Source organism: Candidatus Pedobacter colombiensis (assembly GCA_029202485.1).
GTDB classification, from domain to species: Bacteria; Bacteroidota; Bacteroidia; order Sphingobacteriales; family Sphingobacteriaceae; genus Pedobacter; species Pedobacter colombiensis.
The window spans coordinates 4,212,603-4,234,299 of sequence record CP119313.1 but is presented as its reverse complement, the minus strand read 5'-3'; the positions used below and the strand labels follow the sequence as shown (position 1 = coordinate 4,234,299).

Annotated in this window: 17 protein-coding genes; 7 read left to right on the top strand and 10 right to left on the bottom strand. The window is 37.2% G+C overall.

Going from position 1 to position 21,697, the window contains the following annotated elements; all coding sequences use genetic code 11:
- Nucleotides 1-16 precede the first annotated feature (16 nt).
- The gene (locus tag P0Y49_17750) at nucleotides 17-1,030 is read right to left on the bottom strand and encodes a YncE family protein (protein WEK18635.1); all 1,014 of its coding nucleotides are present in this window, start codon (nucleotides 1,028-1,030) and stop codon (nucleotides 17-19) included.
- 91 nt (nucleotides 1,031-1,121) lie between these two features.
- Between P0Y49_17750 and P0Y49_17745 the strand changes: the two genes are divergently transcribed.
- Complete coding sequence (locus P0Y49_17745) at nucleotides 1,122-3,563, top strand: TonB-dependent receptor (GenBank protein WEK18634.1); 2,442 nt, start codon at nucleotides 1,122-1,124, stop codon at nucleotides 3,561-3,563.
- Between the two features lie 78 nt (nucleotides 3,564-3,641).
- Here the strand turns inward: P0Y49_17745 and P0Y49_17740 are convergent, their stop codons facing one another.
- The 7 genes from P0Y49_17740 to P0Y49_17710 form a co-directional block, all read right to left on the bottom strand.
- The gene (locus P0Y49_17740; GenBank protein WEK18633.1) at nucleotides 3,642-4,475 is read right to left on the bottom strand and encodes a DUF4302 domain-containing protein; all 834 of its coding nucleotides are present in this window, start codon (nucleotides 4,473-4,475) and stop codon (nucleotides 3,642-3,644) included.
- Nucleotides 4,476-4,487: 12 nt separating this feature from the next.
- On the bottom strand, nucleotides 4,488-5,381 hold the full coding sequence (locus P0Y49_17735) for a putative zinc-binding metallopeptidase (protein ID WEK18632.1): 894 nt from the start codon (nucleotides 5,379-5,381) through the stop codon (nucleotides 4,488-4,490).
- A gap of 1 nt (nucleotide 5,382) precedes the next feature.
- Nucleotides 5,383-6,963 carry a RagB/SusD family nutrient uptake outer membrane protein gene (locus P0Y49_17730; GenBank protein WEK18631.1) on the bottom strand — a complete coding sequence of 527 codons (1,581 nt, stop codon included), beginning with the start codon at nucleotides 6,961-6,963 and terminating at the stop codon, nucleotides 5,383-5,385.
- A gap of 11 nt (nucleotides 6,964-6,974) precedes the next feature.
- Nucleotides 6,975-10,526 carry a SusC/RagA family TonB-linked outer membrane protein gene (locus P0Y49_17725; protein ID WEK18630.1) on the bottom strand — a complete coding sequence of 1,184 codons (3,552 nt, stop codon included), beginning with the start codon at nucleotides 10,524-10,526 and terminating at the stop codon, nucleotides 6,975-6,977.
- 261 nt (nucleotides 10,527-10,787) lie between these two features.
- Nucleotides 10,788-11,960, bottom strand: coding sequence for a FecR domain-containing protein (locus P0Y49_17720; GenBank protein WEK18629.1), 1,173 nt, complete (start codon nucleotides 11,958-11,960; stop codon nucleotides 10,788-10,790).
- Nucleotides 11,961-12,012: 52 nt separating this feature from the next.
- The gene (locus tag P0Y49_17715; GenBank protein WEK18628.1) at nucleotides 12,013-12,600 is read right to left on the bottom strand and encodes an RNA polymerase sigma-70 factor; all 588 of its coding nucleotides are present in this window, start codon (nucleotides 12,598-12,600) and stop codon (nucleotides 12,013-12,015) included.
- Nucleotides 12,601-13,440: 840 nt separating this feature from the next.
- Entirely contained in the window at nucleotides 13,441-15,072 is a 1,632-nt protein-coding gene (locus tag P0Y49_17710; GenBank protein ID WEK21808.1) for an ABC transporter substrate-binding protein, read from the bottom strand.
- A 45-nt stretch (nucleotides 15,073-15,117) separates the two neighbouring features.
- Between P0Y49_17710 and P0Y49_17705 the strand changes: the two genes are divergently transcribed.
- On the top strand, nucleotides 15,118-15,576 hold the full coding sequence (locus tag P0Y49_17705; protein ID WEK18627.1) for a hypothetical protein: 459 nt from the start codon (nucleotides 15,118-15,120) through the stop codon (nucleotides 15,574-15,576).
- Here the strand turns inward: P0Y49_17705 and P0Y49_17700 are convergent.
- Nucleotides 15,563-16,084 (bottom strand): NAD(P)H-dependent oxidoreductase, encoded by a 522-nt coding sequence (locus tag P0Y49_17700; protein WEK18626.1) that lies wholly within the window; start codon nucleotides 16,082-16,084, stop codon nucleotides 15,563-15,565. The genes P0Y49_17705 and P0Y49_17700 overlap by 14 nt on opposite strands.
- Nucleotides 16,085-16,266: 182 nt before the next feature.
- Here P0Y49_17700 and P0Y49_17695 point away from each other — a divergent pair, with 182 nt between their 5' ends.
- Genes P0Y49_17695 through lepB form a run of 5 tightly spaced genes read left to right on the top strand, consistent with a single transcriptional unit; the run spans nucleotide 16,267 to nucleotide 20,611 of the window.
- Nucleotides 16,267-17,070, top strand: a complete 804-nt coding sequence (locus tag P0Y49_17695; protein ID WEK18625.1) for an AAA family ATPase — start codon at nucleotides 16,267-16,269, stop codon at nucleotides 17,068-17,070.
- Between the two features lie 10 nt (nucleotides 17,071-17,080).
- Nucleotides 17,081-18,004 carry a ParB/RepB/Spo0J family partition protein gene (locus P0Y49_17690; GenBank protein ID WEK18624.1) on the top strand — a complete coding sequence of 308 codons (924 nt, stop codon included), beginning with the start codon at nucleotides 17,081-17,083 and terminating at the stop codon, nucleotides 18,002-18,004.
- Nucleotides 18,004-18,633 carry a DUF5683 domain-containing protein gene (locus P0Y49_17685; protein ID WEK18623.1) on the top strand — a complete coding sequence of 210 codons (630 nt, stop codon included), beginning with the start codon at nucleotides 18,004-18,006 and terminating at the stop codon, nucleotides 18,631-18,633. Before P0Y49_17690 ends, P0Y49_17685 begins: the two co-directional genes overlap by 1 nt.
- 31 nt (nucleotides 18,634-18,664) lie before the next feature.
- Complete coding sequence (gene dapB, locus P0Y49_17680) at nucleotides 18,665-19,405, top strand: 4-hydroxy-tetrahydrodipicolinate reductase (protein ID WEK18622.1); 741 nt, start codon at nucleotides 18,665-18,667, stop codon at nucleotides 19,403-19,405.
- A gap of 6 nt (nucleotides 19,406-19,411) precedes the next feature.
- A complete protein-coding gene (gene lepB / locus P0Y49_17675; GenBank protein WEK18621.1) occupies nucleotides 19,412-20,611 on the top strand; it encodes a signal peptidase I in 1,200 nt (399 codons plus the stop codon).
- Here the strand turns inward: lepB and P0Y49_17670 are convergent.
- Nucleotides 20,608-21,693 (bottom strand): Ldh family oxidoreductase, encoded by a 1,086-nt coding sequence (locus P0Y49_17670; protein WEK18620.1) that lies wholly within the window; start codon nucleotides 21,691-21,693, stop codon nucleotides 20,608-20,610. The two genes, lepB and P0Y49_17670, sit on opposite strands and share 4 nt — an antisense overlap.
- Between the last annotated feature and the right edge of the window lie 4 nt (nucleotides 21,694-21,697).

Below are 21,697 nucleotides of genomic sequence, written 5' to 3'. Positions count from 1 at the left end.
TCCCGGAGTTTATATCTTAAATGCCGTATTCAAGTACTCTGAATGTTCCTGGTATTTTTGTTGGTCTTTTACCTTTTTCCGTTGCTGGTTTGAAATCTGCAACTGGCATAAAAATATGGTGACTAACTGGATCTAAGGTTATAGTTCTGGCACCTGAAACAGTCTTGATGTTTTCCAGAACTGTGAACTTGTTGGCATTGCTCTCTTTAACAATGGTTAATGTTCCGTCACCGTTTGAACTATAGGCTAGTTTTAAAGCGGGATCAAAAGCTATTCCATCACTTTCCTCTCCAATAGGTAATGCAGCTATTTTTTTGCCTGTTCCTGCATCAAGAATCAGCATTGTTTTATTGGAACATCCTACAAATAAACGGGAGGTGGTCCTATCTATTGCTAGTCCAGTTGGTTCTTCTCCACCCTCAAGATTGAAGGTGCCTGTAACTTTAAATGTGGTTGCGTCAAATCGCACCACCTGATTCTTGGTTTCGATGTTTACATAAATATTTCCTTTGCCGTCAGATACACCTGCTTCCGGTTTGCCGCCAAGAGCGACGGTAGCAATCACCTTATCTGTTTTTGGATCAATGACAGATGCATCTAGGCTACGTCCGTTGAATACAATTACTTTCTTTGAGAAATCATCGTAGATGATTGCATCTGGATTTTCACCAACTTTAACTCTTCCGGTTATTACATGGGTTAAAGTATTGAAAACGGTGCATTCACCACTTTTTCCATTACTGGTATAACCTTTATTTAAAACCGGAACAAGTGCAATACCATGTACCCTGGGCGTATTCAAAATAACTCCAACGGAGTCGCCGGTTTTTTTGTTGAGGATATTAACTTGTGTTCCATGAGCAACATAAAGATTATTAGATGCTGGATCTGCCAGAAGGTAATCCCATCCACCATCGCTACCTATTCGATAAGTGTGAAGTAGGTGAGTCCCTGTTGTAGTTTGTGCCTGTGTAGCCATAGCTGCTGAAAGACTCAACAAAACGGCTGTAATAGCTGCTTTCTTCTTCATGATTTTTCTTTTTATCAAATAGAATAAAACAGTCTGTAGAAATTCTGTAGCATTGTGTAACAATTTCTATCTTTCGGCTACTAATTTACGTATGAAAACCAAATTGAAATATTTCACTCTGCTCTTTGGGGCATTGATGCCATTTTTTGGCGCAAAAGCGCAATTTTCCCTTGGCGGGGGAACTCAACAACCAACTGTAACAGGGCGGATTACTGCAGTAATTCTTGACTCTTTGACTAAAAAACCGATAGATTATGCAACTATTTCTCTGCTTAAGGTAAAAGACAGCAAGTCCGTTAATGGTGCTGTAACGGATGATAAAGGAAAAGTAGTGCTTCAAAATGTGGCTCCCGATGATTATAAATTGTCAGTTGGTTTTATGGGGTATAAGACAAAAATGATACCCGTTAAAACCACAGCAGGGAAGCCCGATCAAAATATGGGAATAATTTACATTAGTCCTACAGCCGATAATTTAAAGGAAGTAGAAATTACCGGACAAAAAGCATTGGTCGAAAATAAGATTGATAAGCTGGTGTACAATGCAGAGCAAGATATCACAAATGCAGGTGGTGATGCTACCGATGTGATGCGTAAGGTGCCTATGCTTTCAGTCGATATAAATGGGAATGTTCAGCTCCGCGGCAGCTCGGTTAGGGTTTTGATTAACGGAAAGCCATCAGGAACGATGGCCAATAGTGTTGCTGATGCCTTGAAGATGATCCCTGCAGAGCAGATTAAAAGTGTGGAGGTGATCACCAGTCCATCTGCAAAATATGATGCTGAAGGTTCCGGTGGAATCATTAACATCATTACCAAGAAGAAAACGGCAGAAGGTATGAGTGGCAATGTGAGCGCAACTGCAGGTACGCGGTCAAATAATGGTACCTTTGGCTTGAATGTTAAAACAGGCCGCTTAGCAGTAAATGGAAGTTTAGGATTAAATCAGGCTTATCCACAAAACTCAAAAGTCGTTATTGCTAACACTTCTACGATTGATGGAGTAACCAATAATGTTTTACAGGACGGTTATTCTAAATGGTCGAGGGTGGGATATAATGGTAGCTTTGGTATGGATTATGATATCAATGGTTACAATAACATTAGTACTAACGTTAAAATGAATCGCTTTTCTAATGGCGGGCCGGGTAGTTCATTGATCACCAGGAATGGTGTTGTTTCGACGAATATAAGGGATATGGACATGAGCTTTAATAATCTGGATTGGAATGTGGATTATAGAAAAACCACTAAGCGGGAAGGTGAGGAGCTAAGCATTTCGGCACAGCTATCTGCCGGGCGTAATGGTAGCGACTTTAGCAATAGATTTATCAGTGCAGGCATCCCAGATGTCGAAGTTCTAGGACATAATACAGGTAAAAATAATGAGTACACTGTACAAAGTGATTATGTTTATCCCTTTAGTAAAACAACTGTTTTAGAGACAGGTATAAAGGGTATCTTCAGAAATATTAAAAGCGATTTTGACAAAGCTGAACAGGATTTTGATTATAACCAAAATGTGGCGGCGGCTTATGGTGTGTTTGGTTTTAAATTGACTAAAAAGATAACGGTTAAGGCAGGTTTAAGAGCTGAGTATACTAAAATAGACGGGTTGGCGGGTCATACTTTAGACTTTAATAACGACTACTTTAATCTATTTCCGAGTATGGTGATTTCAAAGACTTTAAAAGGAATGTCTACGCTTAAGCTAAGTTATAACCGCCGGGTACAACGCCCAAGCTTATCTTATTTAAATCCTTTTAGAAATGAAAGTGATGTGTTTAATCCAACTCAGGGTAATCCAAAGCTCGCTCCTGAATTGACAGATAATATAGAACTTGGCTATTCGACTTTTATTAAGGGCTCGGTCATCACAGCATCGGTGTTTTACAAAAATACTCAGGATGTGATTGAGAGTGCCATAGCGCCAATAGTGGAGAATGGGGTAAGTAAAAATTTGATCTCTTATATCAATGTTGGGACCAGCAGGTCTTATGGGGTTAATGTGTTCGGTTCTTATAATCCAAAACCTAAATGGACGTTAATGGCCAATTTGGGTTTAAATACTTATGATGTTAATAGCCCTCAATACCATGTGAATACGGGTACATTTTTAAACTATACTGCTTTTGCGCGTTCGGCTTATGCCTTGCCTAAAGGTTGGACTACTGAGTTGTGGGGAGTGATCAATGCACCAAAACGTACTTTTCAAGGTAAGACAGATATGATGTATTTTTATGGTGGAGCGGTGAAAAAAGAGATTTTAAAGCAGAAAGCAACCATTGGTTTGAATGTTTTGAACCCTTTTAACCGGGATTTGAATATTAAGACTCAAAATACTACTCCAAATTCAACGCAGAAAACTGATATTCATTATCCTTTGCGTTCTTTTGGTGTGAACTTTAGCTATAAGTTTGGTAAAATGAATTTTAATGCCAAAAAGAAGAAGGTAAATAATGACGATTTAAAGAAAGATGAACAGCAACAAGGTGGTGGTGCTGGTGGAGTTGGCGGATTGCAGGGGAATTAGCACACTATAATTTTTTACATAAAAAAACCGTCACAATCAATATTGTGACGGTTTTTTTTAATACTACTGGTAATTGATTTACAATGGTATCAATTTCATTGTATTGTTGGTATTAGAATAATATCCTTTTGCATAAGTAGCATCTGGGGCATTATATTTTAACTTACTAAACTTAAGACCGTCAATTTCATACTCTTTATAAAACTCAATACCTGTATCAGTTACTATAAAGGAGATGGTCATGCTCTTAGCGGTTACATTTAGATAACGGTTTGGCCTTACTGAACCATTTACCGTAGACGTTGTAGCCGTAGTTGCATATGTTGTACCATTTACCTCTATTTTAAAAGTTCTGAATGCATTGAACGTAGCTGCAGCTGCTTTATAATTCGCAACGATAGTTGGTAGTTGATTTACGTCTACTGATCTCATTTTCATGAGATTGGCGTATTTTCTGCCTTTTAATACAACAGAGTCTGGGCTGGCACTCATTACCAAAAATTCAAAATCACCTTTCATACCGCCATCTGCAGTACCAATACCTGTATAGTAACCAGGAAGTCCGAAATAGTGAATAACTGAATTATAAGTATCAAATGTTAAAATAGGACCTGCACCTGCATAAATCTTAAAAGTGCTGCTTTGTGCGGTTAAAGCATAATCGGCCTGTAAGGTTACATCTACAGCACTGGTAAAGTTAGGAAAAAGGTTAAACCCACCATATTCCTGGTTTGCACCCGGATAGTAGCTAAATACCCATGCTTGTTTTGCTTTTATTGCAGCATAAGTGTTATCAATGCTGGCATTTAGTCTTGCTGCGGGACTTTCATCGAATACTCTGTCTTGCTTTTTATCACAACCTGCAAATAAAAGAACAGATAATACAGCTAATAATAAATATTGTTTTTTCATAATTCTTTTAGATTAAGGTAGAGTTGTTTGATCAAATGTTGGCAAGCCGGCAGCTTTAGATTGAATATTTGCTCTTAAAAGATCCATGTCAATCCCAAACTCATTTTTCATGTAGGTTTTAACAATATCTGTTTTTGCAGCAATAATTGCGATGCCTGCCGGAGTGCTTCCTGTCGAGTTTAAGTAGGCAGTATATTCCGTTGCTGATAAGGTAACATAAAACGAATATAGCTCAGCAAAGTCTTCTGTATTCTCACTTGAAGCATAGGGAGAAATAAAACCAGCTGCAATTGCAGCGCCGTCAGTTAAATAGGTTGTATTCCATACATCACTTACATAACCGGTTCCGGAGATGGTGACAAAACTTGTCGGAAATGGCTTAGTTTGATTTAATATGTGCTGAAATTCGTGATGTATAACATGAAAGTAATACTTATTTAAATAACTGATACTGGTTGAATTTGCAGCCAAATTATTTAAATTATATAAATTAATTTTTTTACCGCCTTCAGCTGTTCCCAGCACTATAGTCCCATTACTTTTAATTGGCGATGAACCTATATAAGTTAAAAGTTTAGGAAAATAGGTTTTCATGAAAGTCTTACTTCCCGTAATATTATCATATGGTTGTAAACCCAGGTACAATAATAATTTTGTCAATCTAACAGAGCCATCGTAAGTTGCAGGCACTAAGTTATAGGTCAAATCAGTTTCTCTATCTACATATTTATAAAGTACATCGATATTGTAAGGGACGGTGTAATTATTATATATGTAATTGTCTAAAGCATTTTTTGGAAGTGTAGTGTCTACAAAAACACTTTTATCGCTTAGCTTTTCTTTTTTACATGATGTATAAATCAATGTGATAAAAAGCAAGTATATAAGGTTATATCTAATTTTCATATTATCTTGGATTAGGGGTTAAACCTGCTGCTATTACATCTTGAGGCAATTGAATGGCTCTTCTTTGATCTCTAACAGTTAAAGTATTGGTAGATACACTATTTATTACCGCTCCGGTTGTACTTCTTCTTGTGATCTCTATGCCGTATCTTTTCACGTCAAACCACCTTAAGCCGGCACTGTAAGTTTCAAGTCTTCTCATGTATAAAACCGCATGTAACATGTTCTCTTGTGTTCCAGCCTCTATCGTAAATTCAGGATTTAACTTTTTCTTAGGTGTAGGGGCAGTAGGAGTGAAGTATGCAAAAGAATTTGCCCAGGTATTGATATTTGCTTCGGTTAAAGTTGGTAAAGTGGTGGTCGTATAGGTGAAAGTACCCCAGTATTGCATATCAGCCAAAGCAGCAGTGTAATTTTTCAATTGAATATTTGCTTCTGCGCGTGTAAGTAAAGCTTCTTCGAATGTAAAAGGGGTAAATACACCATGAGCATAACCAGTACGAGCTACAGGGTCAGTGTATTCAAACTGATAGCTCAAGTGGGCAAAAAGTACCTTATTACTACTTGTTGAATAAGAGAACGCTTTAAGTCTGTAGCCAGTGGTTGTAAAAGTTCCAAATGGTCCTTTAGAGGTTATGGTTTCGTAATTTGAAACAGCTAAGCCGGGTACAAACCTCGATAAGGTAGTATAACCGCCGAAAAGTGTACCCATAGTAGAATATGCTGGTGTAATTAAAAAATTAGCTTTAATTAAACTGTTATTATATTCACGGGCCATATCCGAAAATGAAGCTGCATAAGTTGCAATTTTAGCATAATCTCTTACATAAGTTGTAGGTGTATTTGCAAAGGATGCCGAAGCATACTCTACTGCTTTTGTCCAATTGCCCATGTACAAATGAACTCTTGCGGCAAATGCATTAGCCGCTGATTTATTAAAGTGAAATTTGGCAACATTTGCATTTGCGTAAGATGCATCATTAATTAAAGGTATACCTGCTTCTAAATCTTGAAGGATATAATCGTATACCTCCTTTACCGTGTTTCTTGTATATTTTGGGTTTAGCTTATCTTCCGATTTAGTCATATAAGTTATACCTAAATCTGTGGCAGAATTGGCAGGCGAGTAATGTTGTGCAAATACGTTTACCAAAATAAAATGGCCATAAGCTCTTGCCACTAAGGCTTCACCTTTGGCTGCCGTCAAAGAGCTTGGGTTACCCAGTTCTTCAATAGCCGTAAGCGCTTGGTTTGCACTGGCAATTGCACTGTAACAAGAACTCCATATTTTTTCAACTCCATCATTTCCAGCTGTTTCAGTAATGTCTTCCCAGCCATACATTTGCTCAGTTTGACGATTACTTGTATAGTTTGGGCCATAATCATCAACATTATCTGAAGCTAATTCTGTAGTTACAACATAAGCATTGGTAGGATATGCCGAAACCAATAATCGGGATATTTTATCTGTATTGTTTAATTCGGCCCTGTTATCTGGTAACTCATCCAAGTACTTCTTGCAAGAAGAAAAACTAAATGATACAACTGCACAAAGCGCGATATATATAAATCTCTTTTTCATGATTAATTAATTTAAAGACCTAATCTTAGTGATAATGTATATTGTTTTGCTAAAGGGAGTGCAACACCGCCGGCATTAACAAATTCCGGGTCTTGTCCATTTAACTTTTTATCTGCATAAATCAACCACAGATTAGAAACGTTGAGTCTCAAACTTGCTGAAGCAACTTTTATGCGGGCTAAGAATGTTTTAGGCAATTGATAGGCTAATGAAATATCTTTTAATCGAATAAAATCACCTTTAGCTACCATAGCTGAAGAATAGTTATATGCATTATAAGCATAGCTATATTGACTATTGAGTTTGTTATACCTTCTATCTAGAATTACCGGAATTTTTGTAAAACGCTCATCACCAGGAACAGTCCATGCATCGAAATACTCTCTGGTTGTCGCATCTAAATCTGAATATTCTGTTTTAAATACAGGGTTTAGGCGTACCACATTACCAAATGAATAGGTAATATATGGCGTAAAGCTAAAACCTTTGTAGCTAAAAACGTTGCCAAAACCACCTGTAACTGTCGGGTCCGTTGGGCCTTCATATTTTAGGAAATCCAGGCTAGTTCTGTTTTGGAAGTTTATTCCTGTAACAGTTGTGCTCCCATCGGCGTTAGTGAATTGCGGTAAACCATCATTTCGCAATCCAACAAATGGGATGGAGAATAGTGATCTTACGGGATAATTTTGAAGTGCAAATCCATTACTGGTTATGAGATCAATAACTCTTTGTCTGTTTTGGAGGTTGGTAACTTTTGTTGTTGCGTGGGTATAGTTAAATGTCGATGTCCAGGAGAAATTAGAGTTTTTTATAACTGTTCCGGAAAGTGCAATTTCTAAACCACTGGTTTTCATATCGGCAACGTTTCCGTATTTATTAATCTGTCCACCTAAACCTTGTGTGACTATTGGGCCGATAAGGTCAAATTGCTTTCTTCTATAGTAGTTAATGTCACCATTTAACCTGTTTTTAAATAGGCCAAAATTCATACCTAAGTTTAGTTCGTACTGTTTTTCGTACGTTAAGTCAGCGTTTTCCAAATCACTAATTTGAAGACCTGTTTCATTATCCGATGTACTTGGTCTCCAAGGGTTATAACTCTGTATCACTACTACGGAGTTTGTTACAGTTGAAGGTCCGCGATCAGCCATTAAGCTATATGAAGTTCTAAATGTTAAGGTAGATATTGGTGTGCTTAGATTTTTAAAGAAATTTTCTTCACTTGCATTCCACAATCCTCCAACAGACCATGTAGGCATCCATCTTGCGGATGTGGTTTTGCCCAGTTTGTTCGATCCTTCGTACCTGCCTGTCACTTCCAAACTGTATTTTTGATCATAAGCATAAGCTGCCTTTCCAAAAAAAGCAATCTCTTTGCCTCTGGTGTTACCAACTGAATAGTATTGGCTATTCTCTTCCTGACCTCTTTTGAAAACGCGATAATCCACAAATGGAATTTCACCTAAACCATATTGTAGGCCCCAACCTCTAAACCAGTTGTTATTTCTTTCGATAGAATTTATGGAAGCACTTCCTTCAACATCTAAAACATGTTTTTCTGCAAATGTATTATGATATCTAGCATTGGCACGTAGGTCATTTACAAGGGCTCTATAATCTGTTCTGTTATAAATACCACCAGAAGGTAAAATTGATATAGGAACAGCATAAAGAACAGATGGATCTGTATACAAATAAGGGTTTGCATTACGTATAACTGTTGTAGGCATTGACCTATAAGCTAGAGCCTGGTTAGACTCATCTTTGATGTAATGTTGCTGTGATGTTTGTTGATATCTAACACTACCAAAAGCACTCACTTCTACGTTTTTAATTGCTTTCCAACTTAATTGTCCTTGAAACTTTACCTCCGCAACATTGATATCCATATAGTTGTTTTCCAACTCTGTTAAGATGTTAAATGGCGCATAATTTCTAGTATAACTTTCATTTGGATCAAGAGTTCTTGAAGTATTCAAAGCGTAAGCATAAGGATTGATGTCAAAATTTCTTTTAACTATTGCGGTTACTGAATTGGTAGTCTGACCTAGTGTACCTGGTGCTTTTTGAGTTCTGTAGCTTCCTGATGTAATGATGTTTAGTTTTAGCTTGTCAGAAATGTTGTATGTAGCATTTAAGTTAGCTGTATACCTTTTCATTTGAGATTGTTTTGCCCATCCCGGATCAGAAATGGCACTTACCGAAGCATAGTATTGAGATTTATCTGTACCAGAGGTAATACTTAACGAATGGTTCTGCATAATGTCATTGCTAAACAATTGGTCAAACCAATTGGTATTTCTGTACTCTGCCTCTCTTAAATAAGCATTACGGGCCTCTTCTGTGTTTAGTAATTGACCACTGTTAATTAATTGGTACATTTTACCATAAACACCACTTGAGGAAGCAGTTGATACTTCCGCCAAATTTAACCAGCCTCTTTGGAAAAGTTGCTGATAAACGCCCATCTGCTCCTGAGAGTTCATAATGTTAAATCCACTGTAAGAAGGAGTGGCCCTTACGGTAAGTTCGGAAACATAATTAAGCTGACTAAAGCCCGAGCGACCCTTTTTAGTTGTGATTACAATTACCCCCGCCTTAGCTCTGGCACCATATATTGATGTCGCAGAACCATCTTTTAAAACCTGGAAGGTTTCAATGTCATTTGCGTTTAGTCCGGCTACGGCAGAGCTGACTAAAGTAAGTGCATCACCGGTTGATAAATCATCTGCAGAAACATCGGCAACATCTTCTAAAATAGCACCATCCACAACCCATAAAGGTTTTGAACTGCCGTAAATAGAAGTTGCACCGCGTACTCTAATTTTAGGAGCTGTACCGAATGTTCCGGTCGTGTTTTGAACACTCACACCCGCAACCCGACCTTCCAGCATCCTACTAGGATCAGGTAAGCCTCCAAGTTCTGCATCTTTAACAGATATCTTTGTGGTGGCCCCAGTAAAGGTCTTTTTATCAACTGCACCGCCAATACCAGTCACAACTACTTCATTTAAGCTATTGTTGTCCTGCGCTAAGCTTACATTTACTATGTTTTTGTCAGTAGTAACAATTTCTTGTTTAGTGTAACCTAACATCGAGAAAATCAAAATGTCTCCATCGTTTACCCTGATAGAAAATTCTCCATTGCTATTTGTCGAAGTTGCTTTTGTTGTGCCTTTTATTTTAACACTAACTCCTGGCATAGGGAGTTTATCGTCAATGGCGATAACCCGACCGGTTATAACTCGATCTGGTTTGGTATTTGACTTTTCGGTTACTCTAACAATTATATTTTTATCTTCAATAGTAAACGAAAGCGGTTTATTTGAGAATATATCATTTAGTAAATCTGATAATTCTTCATTATTTACGTTTACATCAAGATTGGCTGAATGTTTTAAAACTTCATTATTGTATATGAAATCATAGCCTGTTTGATTGTTTATTTCCTTAAAAAGTGCTTTAAGCCCTATGTTTTTTTTGTTGATACTTACTTTTTGGGCAAAGCTTATTGCGCTTGCCTGAAAGGTAATCATCAAAATTATTATTCCTGTTAACTTCATAACCAAAAAAGCTTTTTTTGCGCCATTAAAGGTTGGCTCTTTATGAATAGTGGGATAAAAAAGAGCAATATAGCTCCTTAGTGAATGTGATAAATCATTCATATATTTGATTTGTTGGGTTTAGTTGTTAGTTAATTCACACGATTGATTATGGGTAACCCTACAGCCTGCCGCATAGCAGGAAATAAGCCTTTCCGGACTGCAATCTGGAAAGGTTATTTTAGTTAACCCCTGGCGTATTTTGAGTAGTTATTTTTCCATTTAGTTCCCTCCATTTATTTTCTTAATTGTAATTTGTTTGTTGTTTATTTCAAAATCTAAGCCGCCAGATTTTTTAAGTAAATCGAGTATTTTAGATATTTTATTATTTCTGGAGATCATGGCAGTGATGGAAATTGTAGGTTTATTGCCTTCATAAACTACATCAACATCATACCATCTTTTAATTTCCCGCATAACCTGATCAATAGGTGTATTGTCAAAAAGAAAATATCCATTTTTCCAACTCATTACATCATCTGTATCAACATTTCTAAGTGCAATACGATCTGAGCTACGGTTGAAAAGTGCTTGCTGACCAGGTTTAATGATTTGAGAGGTTTCTCCTAAATTTAACCTTATTGATCCTTCAGACAAAGTTACTTGAGTGTTTGGCTCATCATCATAATTCATAATGTTAAAATGCGTACCCAATACGCTGACTTCAGCACTACCAGTTTTCACTTTAAATGGCCTTTCGGGATCTTTAGATACTTCAAAGTAGACTTCTCCCGTAACCATTACATTCCGTTCATTTGTTTCAAATGCTGTTGGAAATGATATAGAAGAAGATGTATTTAGCCAAACCTCGGTGTTGTCTGGCAAAATGACCATATATTTTCCACCTGCAGGTGTTGAAATCGTATTGGTTGTTGGATGCGTTTTATTTGCGCTAACATCTGTTACATTATAAACGATTTGCCCATCTTTTGTTTTAGAAACAGAAATACCCGCTTCTTGAATCAGTTTACCATCAGCAGCATCGGTTAATGATATTTTAGTGCCATCTGCTAATGTTAAATAAGCTTTGTTATGGTTTGTTTCCTCCCCTCCAAAATGCTTTGTCTGGAGGTTTCCCTTATCTTTTACTTTGATATATTGGGTATAAGAAGTAATTCCAATCGAAAATAAAATGGTTATTGCAGCCGCATATTTGTAAATGGAAAAACTCTTTTTTGGAGATTCAAGATTGAGAATGTTATCTTCCAGGTTTGTGAAAATGTTTTGTTTAACGAAGTTTTCATCATTCATCAGGTCATTATCCCATACCTGATGCTTTTTAGATAATAAATGATAAGCTTGCTCAAATGCCCTCTTCTCAGATTCTGTAGCGGTTCCAAGTTCGTACTTACGTGCAAGTTCTCTAAATTCTTTATTTGTGATTGAGGCATTCATATAAGGTAAGTCTAATTAGCAGAGTCTTGCCCCCAAAAGAATTTTTACTTTTTTAAAAAAAAGGTAAAAACACAGTAATAAATAAAATATAATCGCCTAATGATATTTTTAAATGTCTTAAAGCTATTGTGATTTGATTTTCGACAGTTTTGGTGCTTATTCCCATTCTTTCGGCTATTTCTTTGTTGTTTAAGTGTTCTTTTCTACTTAAAATAAAAACTTGCTGACATCTTTCGGGTAAAGCCATAATGCCTTGATCTAAAAGGGATTTGATTTCTCGCTCTTCTAAAAGATCGCCTAAATGTACAGTGCCTGCTAGTTTTTCTAACTCTTGATCCTCAATAAAAACTTTTCGATTAGGTGCAGAATTTATAAAACTGATTACTTTATACTTTACGGCAGTAAATAAATAGGCTTTAAGTGATTTAATCTCTACATCATTTTTACGAATCCACAGCTGAAGAAAAATATCCTGAACAATATCTTCAGCTTGTTGTGTATCTTTTAAAACACTAAATGCAGATAAATAAAGCGATTTCCAATAAGTATCATAAATACTTTTTAGCACAAATTGATTGCCCTCCTTTAACAAAAGAAGAAGTTCAGTATCAGAAAAAGTTTTAGCCTTTGTGGAATTCATTGTGTAACAAATATGTGTATTTTAAGGCTTAATGGCAATAAGTCGTGAGCTATTTTTTAGCTTAACCAGCTTTAGTTAATTTTTTTTCAAAATTTTGCACTATTATTGCTTTTTTAAGGTTTTTAATATCATCAGGTTTAAAGCGTTAAGTGAAAAACCGCTGATGTTATTCTGTGTCAGAATCAATGACTGAGCATAAAGAAGAGGAACTACATTGGCATATTCTACAATCATCGATAAAGCGCTGCGCGAATAACTTCAGGAACGTACTGATTTAATCCAGCATAAAATCTTTCTTTTATGGTGTTTTATAATAAGGGTTGATCAATTAATTTTAAGGACTCCGTCTCATGATTAGTTCAGTTAAATAAATAAAAGTATATTTAAAAAACTTATACAATAAATTATAAGCTTACAACTCTATTAAAAAGACATTTATAAGCATCCTATTTATTTTTAAGAGCTTATAAAATTATTGATAATATAGATTTAGAATTATAATAAATTGTAGCTGAACATATGATAAAAAATACATTAATTACATCTTTTATTTTTGCAATAGCGCTGTTAATTTGGACTTCAAAAGACTTTTTTCATCCGTCTTTTGAAGAAATATCAAAAGCATCTTTTGAAGGACTTTTTTTTTGGCTATGGTCATATTTTTCTTCAAAAAATACTCAAAAAAAATCACATAAACAATAAGAACATATTTCATTTAATTGAAAGACAGCATTCAAGACTGCCATTGTTAATATATCCTAAACAAGTACGGGGCCTTCTAGTTCAATCATAACCAAATGAAATAGTAATTAATTAGTTTTTAGCTGAATTCTTAGGCTATTATTGCTTTCTCACCGTTTTCAATATCATCAGGTTTAAAGCATTCATTGAATATCCGCTGATGTTATTCTGTGTCATGACCAGAGATTGATCGTAAAGAATGGGAACTACATTCGCATATTCTACAATCATCCGATCCATTTTTTGATAAAGCAAATATCTCTTTTTGTTATCATTTTCGTAATAGCTTTGCTCAAATAGACGGTCAAAGTCATCATTAAAATAACCGGTATAGTTAGGGCCATTGGGTACTTTATTTTTGGAATAAAACATGGCCAGAAAATTCTCACCATCCGGGTAGTCGGCAATCCATGAACCTCTGAAAAAATTAACTCCATTTTTAGAGATGAGATCCCTTAAGCTAGCATTCGGGCTCACATCAACTTTTACATGAATGCCAATAGCATTGAGTTCCCCCTGAATAAATTCAATGAGGTCTTTGTAAGTTGTTGAAGTACTTAAGGTAAGCTGAGACATACCTTTTCCATCAGGGAAGCCAACTTCGGCAAGTAATTCGGCTGCTTTCTGTGGGTCATAATGATAACCTTTAACAGCTATACTATCGAAGCCAGGCATCCCGTTAGGAATAAAACCTGATGTGGCTGGCTTGCCAATGCTGTTTCTTAAATATTTAATCAGTTTAGGTTTGTCAATCGCGTAATTGATAGCTTGCCTCACCTTCTTAAATCTTAAAGGAGAGTTTTTGACAATTTCTTTTGAGGTGTCTACCAAAATGCCGACATACTCGGTACATAGATAAGGACCTTTTCTTAATTGAAATTTCCCTTTATACTTGCTGGTCATTTTGCCGCTCTTGGTCAGGATATCATCACGGTAACTGCCATCTACCTTGTCAAAATAGTCAAGATCTTTTTTAATGAAATTCATGAAAGCACTTTGCTTATCACTGATGAAGGTAACTTTTACAGCGTCGAGATAGGGGAGTTGCTGCTCTCCTTCTTTTTCCCAGTAATGCTCATTTTTTAACAAGACCAAAATTTCGTCTTCTTTCCAGTATTTAAATTTAAAAGGACCGGTGCCTATTGGGTGGCTTCTGAAATCTTTACCATAATGCTCAACAATTTCCCATGGTACTACGGAGCAGTATTGTGTGGTTAATAAGTTCATGAAGGCCGGAAAGGGTTTAATGAGTTTTACCTGAAAGGTGCTGTCATTGAGCGCGATGAAACTGTTTTTATCTTTTACCTTATCGCTAAAAATCCATCCTCCGGATGAGGCAACTTTTGGATCTATAAGTCGGTAAAAACTATATATAAAATCAGCTGCGACCACCTTTCTGCCTTTTCCATCAGGAAAAATAGGATCGTCATGGAAGTAAACATCGTTGCGTAGGTTGAAAGTATAGGTTAAGTGATCTTCGGAAATTTGCCATGTTTTTGCAATACAAGGCAGGGGAGCTAATGTGCTGTCAATCTGTACAAGTCCGTTAAAGATCTGATTGATCATCCAGATGGCATTTTGATTGCGGGCAAAAGCAGGATCAAGGGAAGTGACATTCTGGTCAAGGTTCATATTAAATACCTTTTTATCCGTATCGGTTGATTTTTGCTTACAGGACAGCAATGTTAAAATCAAGAGGGCATAAAAAATATTGTTTATCATATGGCGCATCAGTTCAGGAATAGTAATTTTGTACAAAGTAATAAATATATCGATATGTCTTTTTTAAATGCTGTTATAAATAAGGTTAAAGATGAAGCGCTGCGCGAACAACTTCAGGAACGTATAGATTTAATCCAGCATAAAATAAAGTTTATGGATAAAGTGCCAGTAGTCTGCCTGGATACAAACAACAAGCTAAATTATGCTTTAGAGGAAGTTATTTTAGCTGCCGGTGGAATATTTCACGATTTTCCAAATACAGCCAAAGTAGTTATCTATTTGGAAAGAGGGGTCTCTATGTTAGCGCTGATGGGTCTTGTTCTTCCATTATTGGATAACAGCTGGCCAGCCGTTGAGTACAATAGAGTTTATTTAATGGATGGACAGGATTTGGATATCGATGATGCCGAAGATCTGGTTGCAGCATTGGAGGATATCGCCGAAATGCTTTATCCTGGCTTCTTTGTGTTTGGGAATGAAGGGATAGATTGGTTGAGTTTTAAAACGCAATAAACTTATCCATTTGCTGACCTGTAAATTTTAAAGTGTCCTCTTTAAACAGGTTGTCATGCTCATCCAGTTCGGTTTTGATAGCTGATATGTGAATTCTTAAAGGCAGTACATTAAGATGTAAGTAGCTACAAACACCTCCGAAGTGGTCTATCCCTCTAATGTTTCCATATTTTCCGGAAGAGACACCTACCAGAGCGGCTTTCTTATCATAAAAACTTTCAGGGAAATTACAGGCGTCAATAAATGTTTTTAGTACACCAGGGAAGCTGCCGTTGTATTCGGGTATGATGAAAAGAAACTTACTGGTTGCCGCAATTAGCTTTTGGATGGGCTCAAATTGGGCACTTCTTTTTCCATAAAGATCAGACACAATGAGTGTTTCGGGAAGATCTTCCAGGTTAAAAAGATTGGTTTGTAACCCTTTTTCTGCCAATGTTTTCTGGTAATATTTTGCGACTTTTAATGTGTTACTTGCAGGTCTGTTTGTTCCTGATATGATGGTTACCATGCGTAAATTGTTGATAAGATGTGTAAAACACTTAATGCATTAATGCTAGTTTTGCCATTTAGTTTGTATCTTAGCTAATCGTTAAAATATGCCTAAAACATTACAAAAATAGCATTTTTTATAGATTTACTTCAATGTAAATTAAGCCTTAAGTAAATAATTGGTAATTATTAAAAAGATAAATGAGTAAAATTATTGCATTGGCAAATCAAAAGGGTGGTGTGGGTAAAACGACTTCATCTATAAACTTAGCCGCAAGTTTAGCCGTACTGGAATACAGGACTTTATTGGTCGACGCAGACCCTCAGGCCAACTCTACCTCTGGTATTGGTTTTGATCCAAGAAATATCAAAAACAGCATCTACGAATGTATCATCAATGATATTGAGCCGATGGATGCGATACAGAAAACGGAAACGCCAAATTTGGATCTGTTGCCAGCGCATATCGACCTTGTTGGTGCGGAGATCGAGATGATCAACCTCAATAACAGGGAGTATAAAATGAAAGCTGTAATGGAGAAAATTAAAGATCAGTACGATTTTATTATTGTAGACTGTTCTCCTTCATTAGGTTTAATTACGATTAACGCACTTACAGCAGCAGATTCGGTCATCATTCCTGTTCAATGTGAATATTTTGCATTGGAAGGTTTAGGTAAACTATTAAACACAATTAAAATCGTACAAAATCGTTTAAATCCTGAATTGGAAATTGAAGGTATTTTGCTGACGATGTATGATGTGCGTTTGCGTTTGTCGAATCAGGTGGTTGAAGAAGTGAAAACGCATTTTCAGGAACTTGTTTTTGAAACCATCATTCAAAGAAATACCCGCTTAAGTGAGGCCCCAAGCTACGGTGTGTCGGTAATTATGCACGATGCAAACTGTAAAGGGGCTATCAATTATCTGAACCTGGCACGTGAGATCGTTCGTAAAAACGGATTGGTTAAGGAAGTGCAGGATGTAAATACGGCAATTATATAATTATTTTTTAATGACATCTTTTCAGCGAAAAACAGGTTTAGGCAGAGGGTTAAGTGCGCTTTTGGATGATAGCGAATCCGTTAACCCGCCTAAAAGCGAGGTTAACCCGGTTAGTGAAACCAGATCGGAAAGCCACCAAAACAACAATGGCATTGGATTGATCAACATCAGTGATATAGAAACCAATCCGTATCAGCCACGTACCGAATTTGATCAGGTGGCTTTAAACGAGTTGGCTGAGTCTATTAGAGTGCAGGGGCTTATTCAGCCGATTACGGTTAGAAAACAAGACGGAAATCAATATCAGCTCATATCTGGTGAACGTAGGTTAAGGGCATCTAAACTTGCCGGACTTACTGAAATCCCGGCTTATGTACGTAGTGCCAATGATCAGCAGATGCTGGAAATGGCGCTTATAGAAAATATACAACGTGAAAACCTGAACGCTATTGAAGTAGCACTTAGTTTTCAGCGCATGCTGGATGAATGTAACCTAAAACAAGAACAGCTTGGCGAGCGTGTAGGTAAAAACCGTACTACGGTGACCAATTACCTGCGCCTGCTAAAATTGCCCCCGGTTATCCAGATTTCTATTCGCGATCAGAAAATATCCATGGGACATGCCCGTGCACTGATCAATGTAGAACAAGAAGAAAAGCAACTTTTTATCCATCAGGAGATTATTGACAAAGGACTTTCTGTTAGAAAGGTTGAAGAATTGGTAAGAAGCATCAACAGTGTTGAGGTAAAACCTAAATTTCAATTGAAATCGAAGGCGGTCCCTTTTGAATATCAAAAATTACAGAAAGACCTGGCCTCTAAATTTGCCACAAAAGTGAAATTAAAGGTAGGGGACAATGGTAAAGGAGCCATCGAAATTCCATTCATGTCTGATAATGATTTGAATCGGATTCTAGAGTTATTGGATTGGTAATGCACAAAGTTTTGCTGTTATCGGTCCTCTTGTTTTTTGCTGTTTTTGCAGCAAAGGCCCAGCAAAAACTGACCAATAAAAAGGATAGTACAGTATTGGAATCTAAACCCACTGATACTGTAAAACCTTATGTAAACCTGGGTAAAATTGCAGGAAGAAGAGCTGCCATCAGATCGGCGATTTTGCCGGGTTTGGGACAGATCAGAAACGGATTTAACTTTTACAGGGGGGTAAAAGTTGCCGCTATCTATACCGGGGCAACTTTGCTTACCATTTCCTATATGGATAATAGTAAGCAGTACAATATATTTGTTAATGAATTGGAGTATCGAGCGCAAAATGGAGGTAAATCTCCGGCAGGTAGCCTTTATGCAAACTCTCCAACAGATCGCTTGGTTTTAGCAAAAGACACTTACAGAAGAAATAAACAGGTTATCATTTTCTCTTATGTAGGCTTATATTTATTAAATATTGTGGAAGCTTATATTGATGCTCGCTTAGCAAATTTTGATGTGGGTGATGTCGGGGATGTAGCGCGGATAAAAGTTAGTCCCGATTTGATAAATTCAAATCAGATGTATGGCTTTAATGGTTTTGCGCCGGGAATGAAAATTGCAATTAGCTTTTAAATAGGTTAAATTAAAAAGAAATATAAATTAAATGAAGATAGCTTTACTTGGTTATGGAAAAATGGGGCAAATCATTGAAAGGTTTGCTTTAGAAAGAGGCCATGAAATCGTCCTGAAGATCAATATCGACAACACCGAAGATTTAACTACAGCTAATTTGTCTAAAGCTGATGTCGCCATAGACTTTAGTGCCCCCGATGCAGCCCTCGGTAATATCTATGCTTGTTTTGATGCAAACGTGCCGGTAGTGGTTGGTACAACTGGATGGTATGGTCAGCTACAAGAGGTGAAAAACGAATGTTTAAGCCGTAACAATACTTTACTTTATGGATCAAACTTCAGTATAGGTGTGAATCTCTTTTTTCATATTAACAAACTGATGGCAAAGCTTATGAATGATTTCCCCGCTTACGAAGTTCAGGTAGAAGAAATACACCATACACAGAAGTTAGATTCACCGAGTGGTACCGCTATGACGCTTGCCGAAGATATTATTGAGCGGATGGACAGAAAAACGGAGTGGGTGAATGAAGTGGTGGGTACGCCATTTGATGAGGTGATTAAGAAAGATCAATTGTTGATCGAATCCCACCGAATCGAAAATGTACCGGGAACCCATACTGTGCTATATAGCTCGGAGGTAGATGAGATTGAATTAAAACACACTGCACACAACCGTTCCGGATTTGCTCTCGGAGCAGTAGTTGCAGCAGAGTGGCTACAAAATAAACAAGGCTTTTATAATATAGCCGATATATTTAATTTTAAATAACAATATATGAGTTGGAAATTCTGGCAAAAAAGCAAAGACGATAAGCCAAAGAAGAAAAAAACCAGAACCCGTGAATGGGTAGATGCTATCGTTTTTGCAGTGGTTGCTGCAACAATTATAAGGGTATTCTTTATCGAGGCTTATACAATACCAACGGCTTCTATGGAAAGGTCTTTACTGGTAGGCGACTTTTTATTTGTTAGCAAGGTTAATTATGGTGCAAGAATACCTATGACACCAATAGCATTTCCTTTTGCTCATCATACTATGCCAATAACCGGTACTAAAGCTTATTGGGATGGAGTGCAATGGAAGTTCCATAGATTGCCAGGTTTATCCGATATTAAAAGGAATGATGTTGTGGTTTTTAATTATCCGCAAGGTGATACTGTAGCTTTAGAACAACAGGATGTTGACTATTATCAAATGGTAAGATCTGAAGGATGGGCTGCGATCAATAGCAGATATACCATTGTAAGCAGACCTGTAGATAAAAGGGAAAATTATATCAAACGTTGTATTGGTATAGCAGGTGATACCATAAGCATGTCAAATGGATTGGTAACTGTTAATGGAAAGCCTGAACCATTGAAAAATACGGGGCAGATCAGCTATGAGGTTGTGTTTAAAACTCCTGATGTGAATCCTTCAGTTTTTGAAGATTTAGGATTTAATATTTCTGATGATATCAGAAGTACTATGACTCCTAATGTGTATACATTTAACGGAACTGCAGAAATGATGGCCAAAGTGAAAAAATTGGACTTCGTGCAATCTGTAAAAGAATTTACGGCTCCTCCTCATGAACGGGAAGGTGATATTTTTCCGTTTGATCCGCACAGAGATTGGAATGTAGATAACTTTGGACCTATCATTATCCCTAAAAGGGGATGGACAGTTAAGTTGGATAGTGTTACCATGCCACTTTATGAAAGAAGCATTCGTATCTATGAAGGCAATAAGCTGGAGAAATCAGGTAGTGGCTGGTTAATAAACGGTAAACCTGCAGATAGCTATACTTTTAAAATGAATTATTACTGGATGATGGGTGATAACAGACATAGATCTGCTGATTCCCGCTATTGGGGCTTTGTGCCAGAAGATCATATTGTTGGAAAGGCTTTGTTTATATGGATGAGTTACGATACCAATGGTTCGTTCTTCCATAAAATCAGATGGAGTAGGTTATTAAGGGGTATCCATTAGGATAAACCAGCTATCCCTAATTTAAGGGCCAGTTCATTTAAGTCATTTACAACGGCATCTATTAAAGGGATGCCGTTTTTTTTGCGCTCATTTTCAAAGACATATTCAGGTTCACCCGGTATGATTACCTTATGCTCAGTGTCTATGGTTTTAGCACTTTTAAAACGTGAGATCCAGTTATCCAGATGGTCTTTGAAATCTTGTGCCGGACGGAAACCATCAACACGCATGGCACCAAAAAAGTGACCAATGCCTTCGCCTACGGGATCTGTTGGCGGCTCCAGAAAAGCAACAAAAGGAGGTACCCATGGTCCGTAATTAGCACCAGAGAGCACTGCAGATAATATATCAACTGTAGCCCCTAATCCATAACCTTTATGGCTCCCATGATCTTTATCACTTCCCAAAGGCAATAATGATCCGCCTTCTTTTAATTGATTTGGGTTTATAGAAATTTTTCCTTCCTTATCCTGTACCCATCCCTCTGGTATAGGTTGATTGGCCCTTTGCGCGATCTCTAATTTACCATTTGCTGCGGCAGCCGTTGCCATGTCTACCACTACCGGAGGATATTTGCCGGCAGGAAAAGCATAGCACATCGGATTTGTCCCTAATAATCTTTCATTGGCATAAGTAGGAGCTACCAGCGGACTTGCATTGGTCATACTGATCCCGATCATATCTTGTGCTACAGCCATTAGTGCATGATAGCCGGCTATTCCAAAATGATTCGAGTTTTTTACAGAAACCCAACCACTACCATAAGTTTGTGCTTTTTCTATTGCAATCTTCATGGCAAAAGGAGCTACCACCAGACCTAGCCCTCCATCACCGTCAACAGTAGCTGTAGTAGCGGTTTCATGGACTATTTTTACCACAGGCACCGGATTGATCCGTTTCTTTTCCCATAACCTCACATAGCCACTTAAACGGGCAACACCGTGAGAGTCAATACCCCTTAAATCCGAACATAACAAAACATCCGCGGCAAGTTTAGCATCTGCTTCCGGACAGCCCATAGTTAAAAAGACGTTTTCTGTAAAACGGCGTAGATTATTTTCGGTAAAAGTGTAAAATTTCATGGTA

Bases quoted from the DNA above. Each gene is read 5' to 3' on its own strand.
- P0Y49_17750 (WEK18635.1), bottom strand. From the start codon at position 1,030: ATGAAGAAGAAAGCAGCTATTACAGCCGTTTTGTTGAGTCTTTCAGCA.
- P0Y49_17745 (WEK18634.1), top strand. From the start codon at position 1,122: ATGAAAACCAAATTGAAATATTTCACTCTGCTCTTTGGGGCATTGATG.
- P0Y49_17740 (WEK18633.1), bottom strand. From the start codon at position 4,475: ATGAAAAAACAATATTTATTATTAGCTGTATTATCTGTTCTTTTATTT.
- P0Y49_17735 (WEK18632.1), bottom strand. From the start codon at position 5,381: ATGAAAATTAGATATAACCTTATATACTTGCTTTTTATCACATTGATT.
- P0Y49_17730 (WEK18631.1), bottom strand. From the start codon at position 6,963: ATGAAAAAGAGATTTATATATATCGCGCTTTGTGCAGTTGTATCATTT.
- P0Y49_17725 (WEK18630.1), bottom strand. From the start codon at position 10,526: ATGAAGTTAACAGGAATAATAATTTTGATGATTACCTTTCAGGCAAGC.
- P0Y49_17720 (WEK18629.1), bottom strand. From the start codon at position 11,960: ATGAATGCCTCAATCACAAATAAAGAATTTAGAGAACTTGCACGTAAG.
- P0Y49_17715 (WEK18628.1), bottom strand. From the start codon at position 12,600: ATGAATTCCACAAAGGCTAAAACTTTTTCTGATACTGAACTTCTTCTT.
- P0Y49_17710 (WEK21808.1), bottom strand. From the start codon at position 15,072: ATGCGCCATATGATAAACAATATTTTTTATGCCCTCTTGATTTTAACA.
- P0Y49_17705 (WEK18627.1), top strand. From the start codon at position 15,118: ATGTCTTTTTTAAATGCTGTTATAAATAAGGTTAAAGATGAAGCGCTG.
- P0Y49_17700 (WEK18626.1), bottom strand. From the start codon at position 16,084: ATGGTAACCATCATATCAGGAACAAACAGACCTGCAAGTAACACATTA.
- P0Y49_17695 (WEK18625.1), top strand. From the start codon at position 16,267: ATGAGTAAAATTATTGCATTGGCAAATCAAAAGGGTGGTGTGGGTAAA.
- P0Y49_17690 (WEK18624.1), top strand. From the start codon at position 17,081: ATGACATCTTTTCAGCGAAAAACAGGTTTAGGCAGAGGGTTAAGTGCG.
- P0Y49_17685 (WEK18623.1), top strand. From the start codon at position 18,004: ATGCACAAAGTTTTGCTGTTATCGGTCCTCTTGTTTTTTGCTGTTTTT.
- dapB (WEK18622.1), top strand. From the start codon at position 18,665: ATGAAGATAGCTTTACTTGGTTATGGAAAAATGGGGCAAATCATTGAA.
- lepB (WEK18621.1), top strand. From the start codon at position 19,412: ATGAGTTGGAAATTCTGGCAAAAAAGCAAAGACGATAAGCCAAAGAAG.
- P0Y49_17670 (WEK18620.1), bottom strand. From the start codon at position 21,693: ATGAAATTTTACACTTTTACCGAAAATAATCTACGCCGTTTTACAGAA.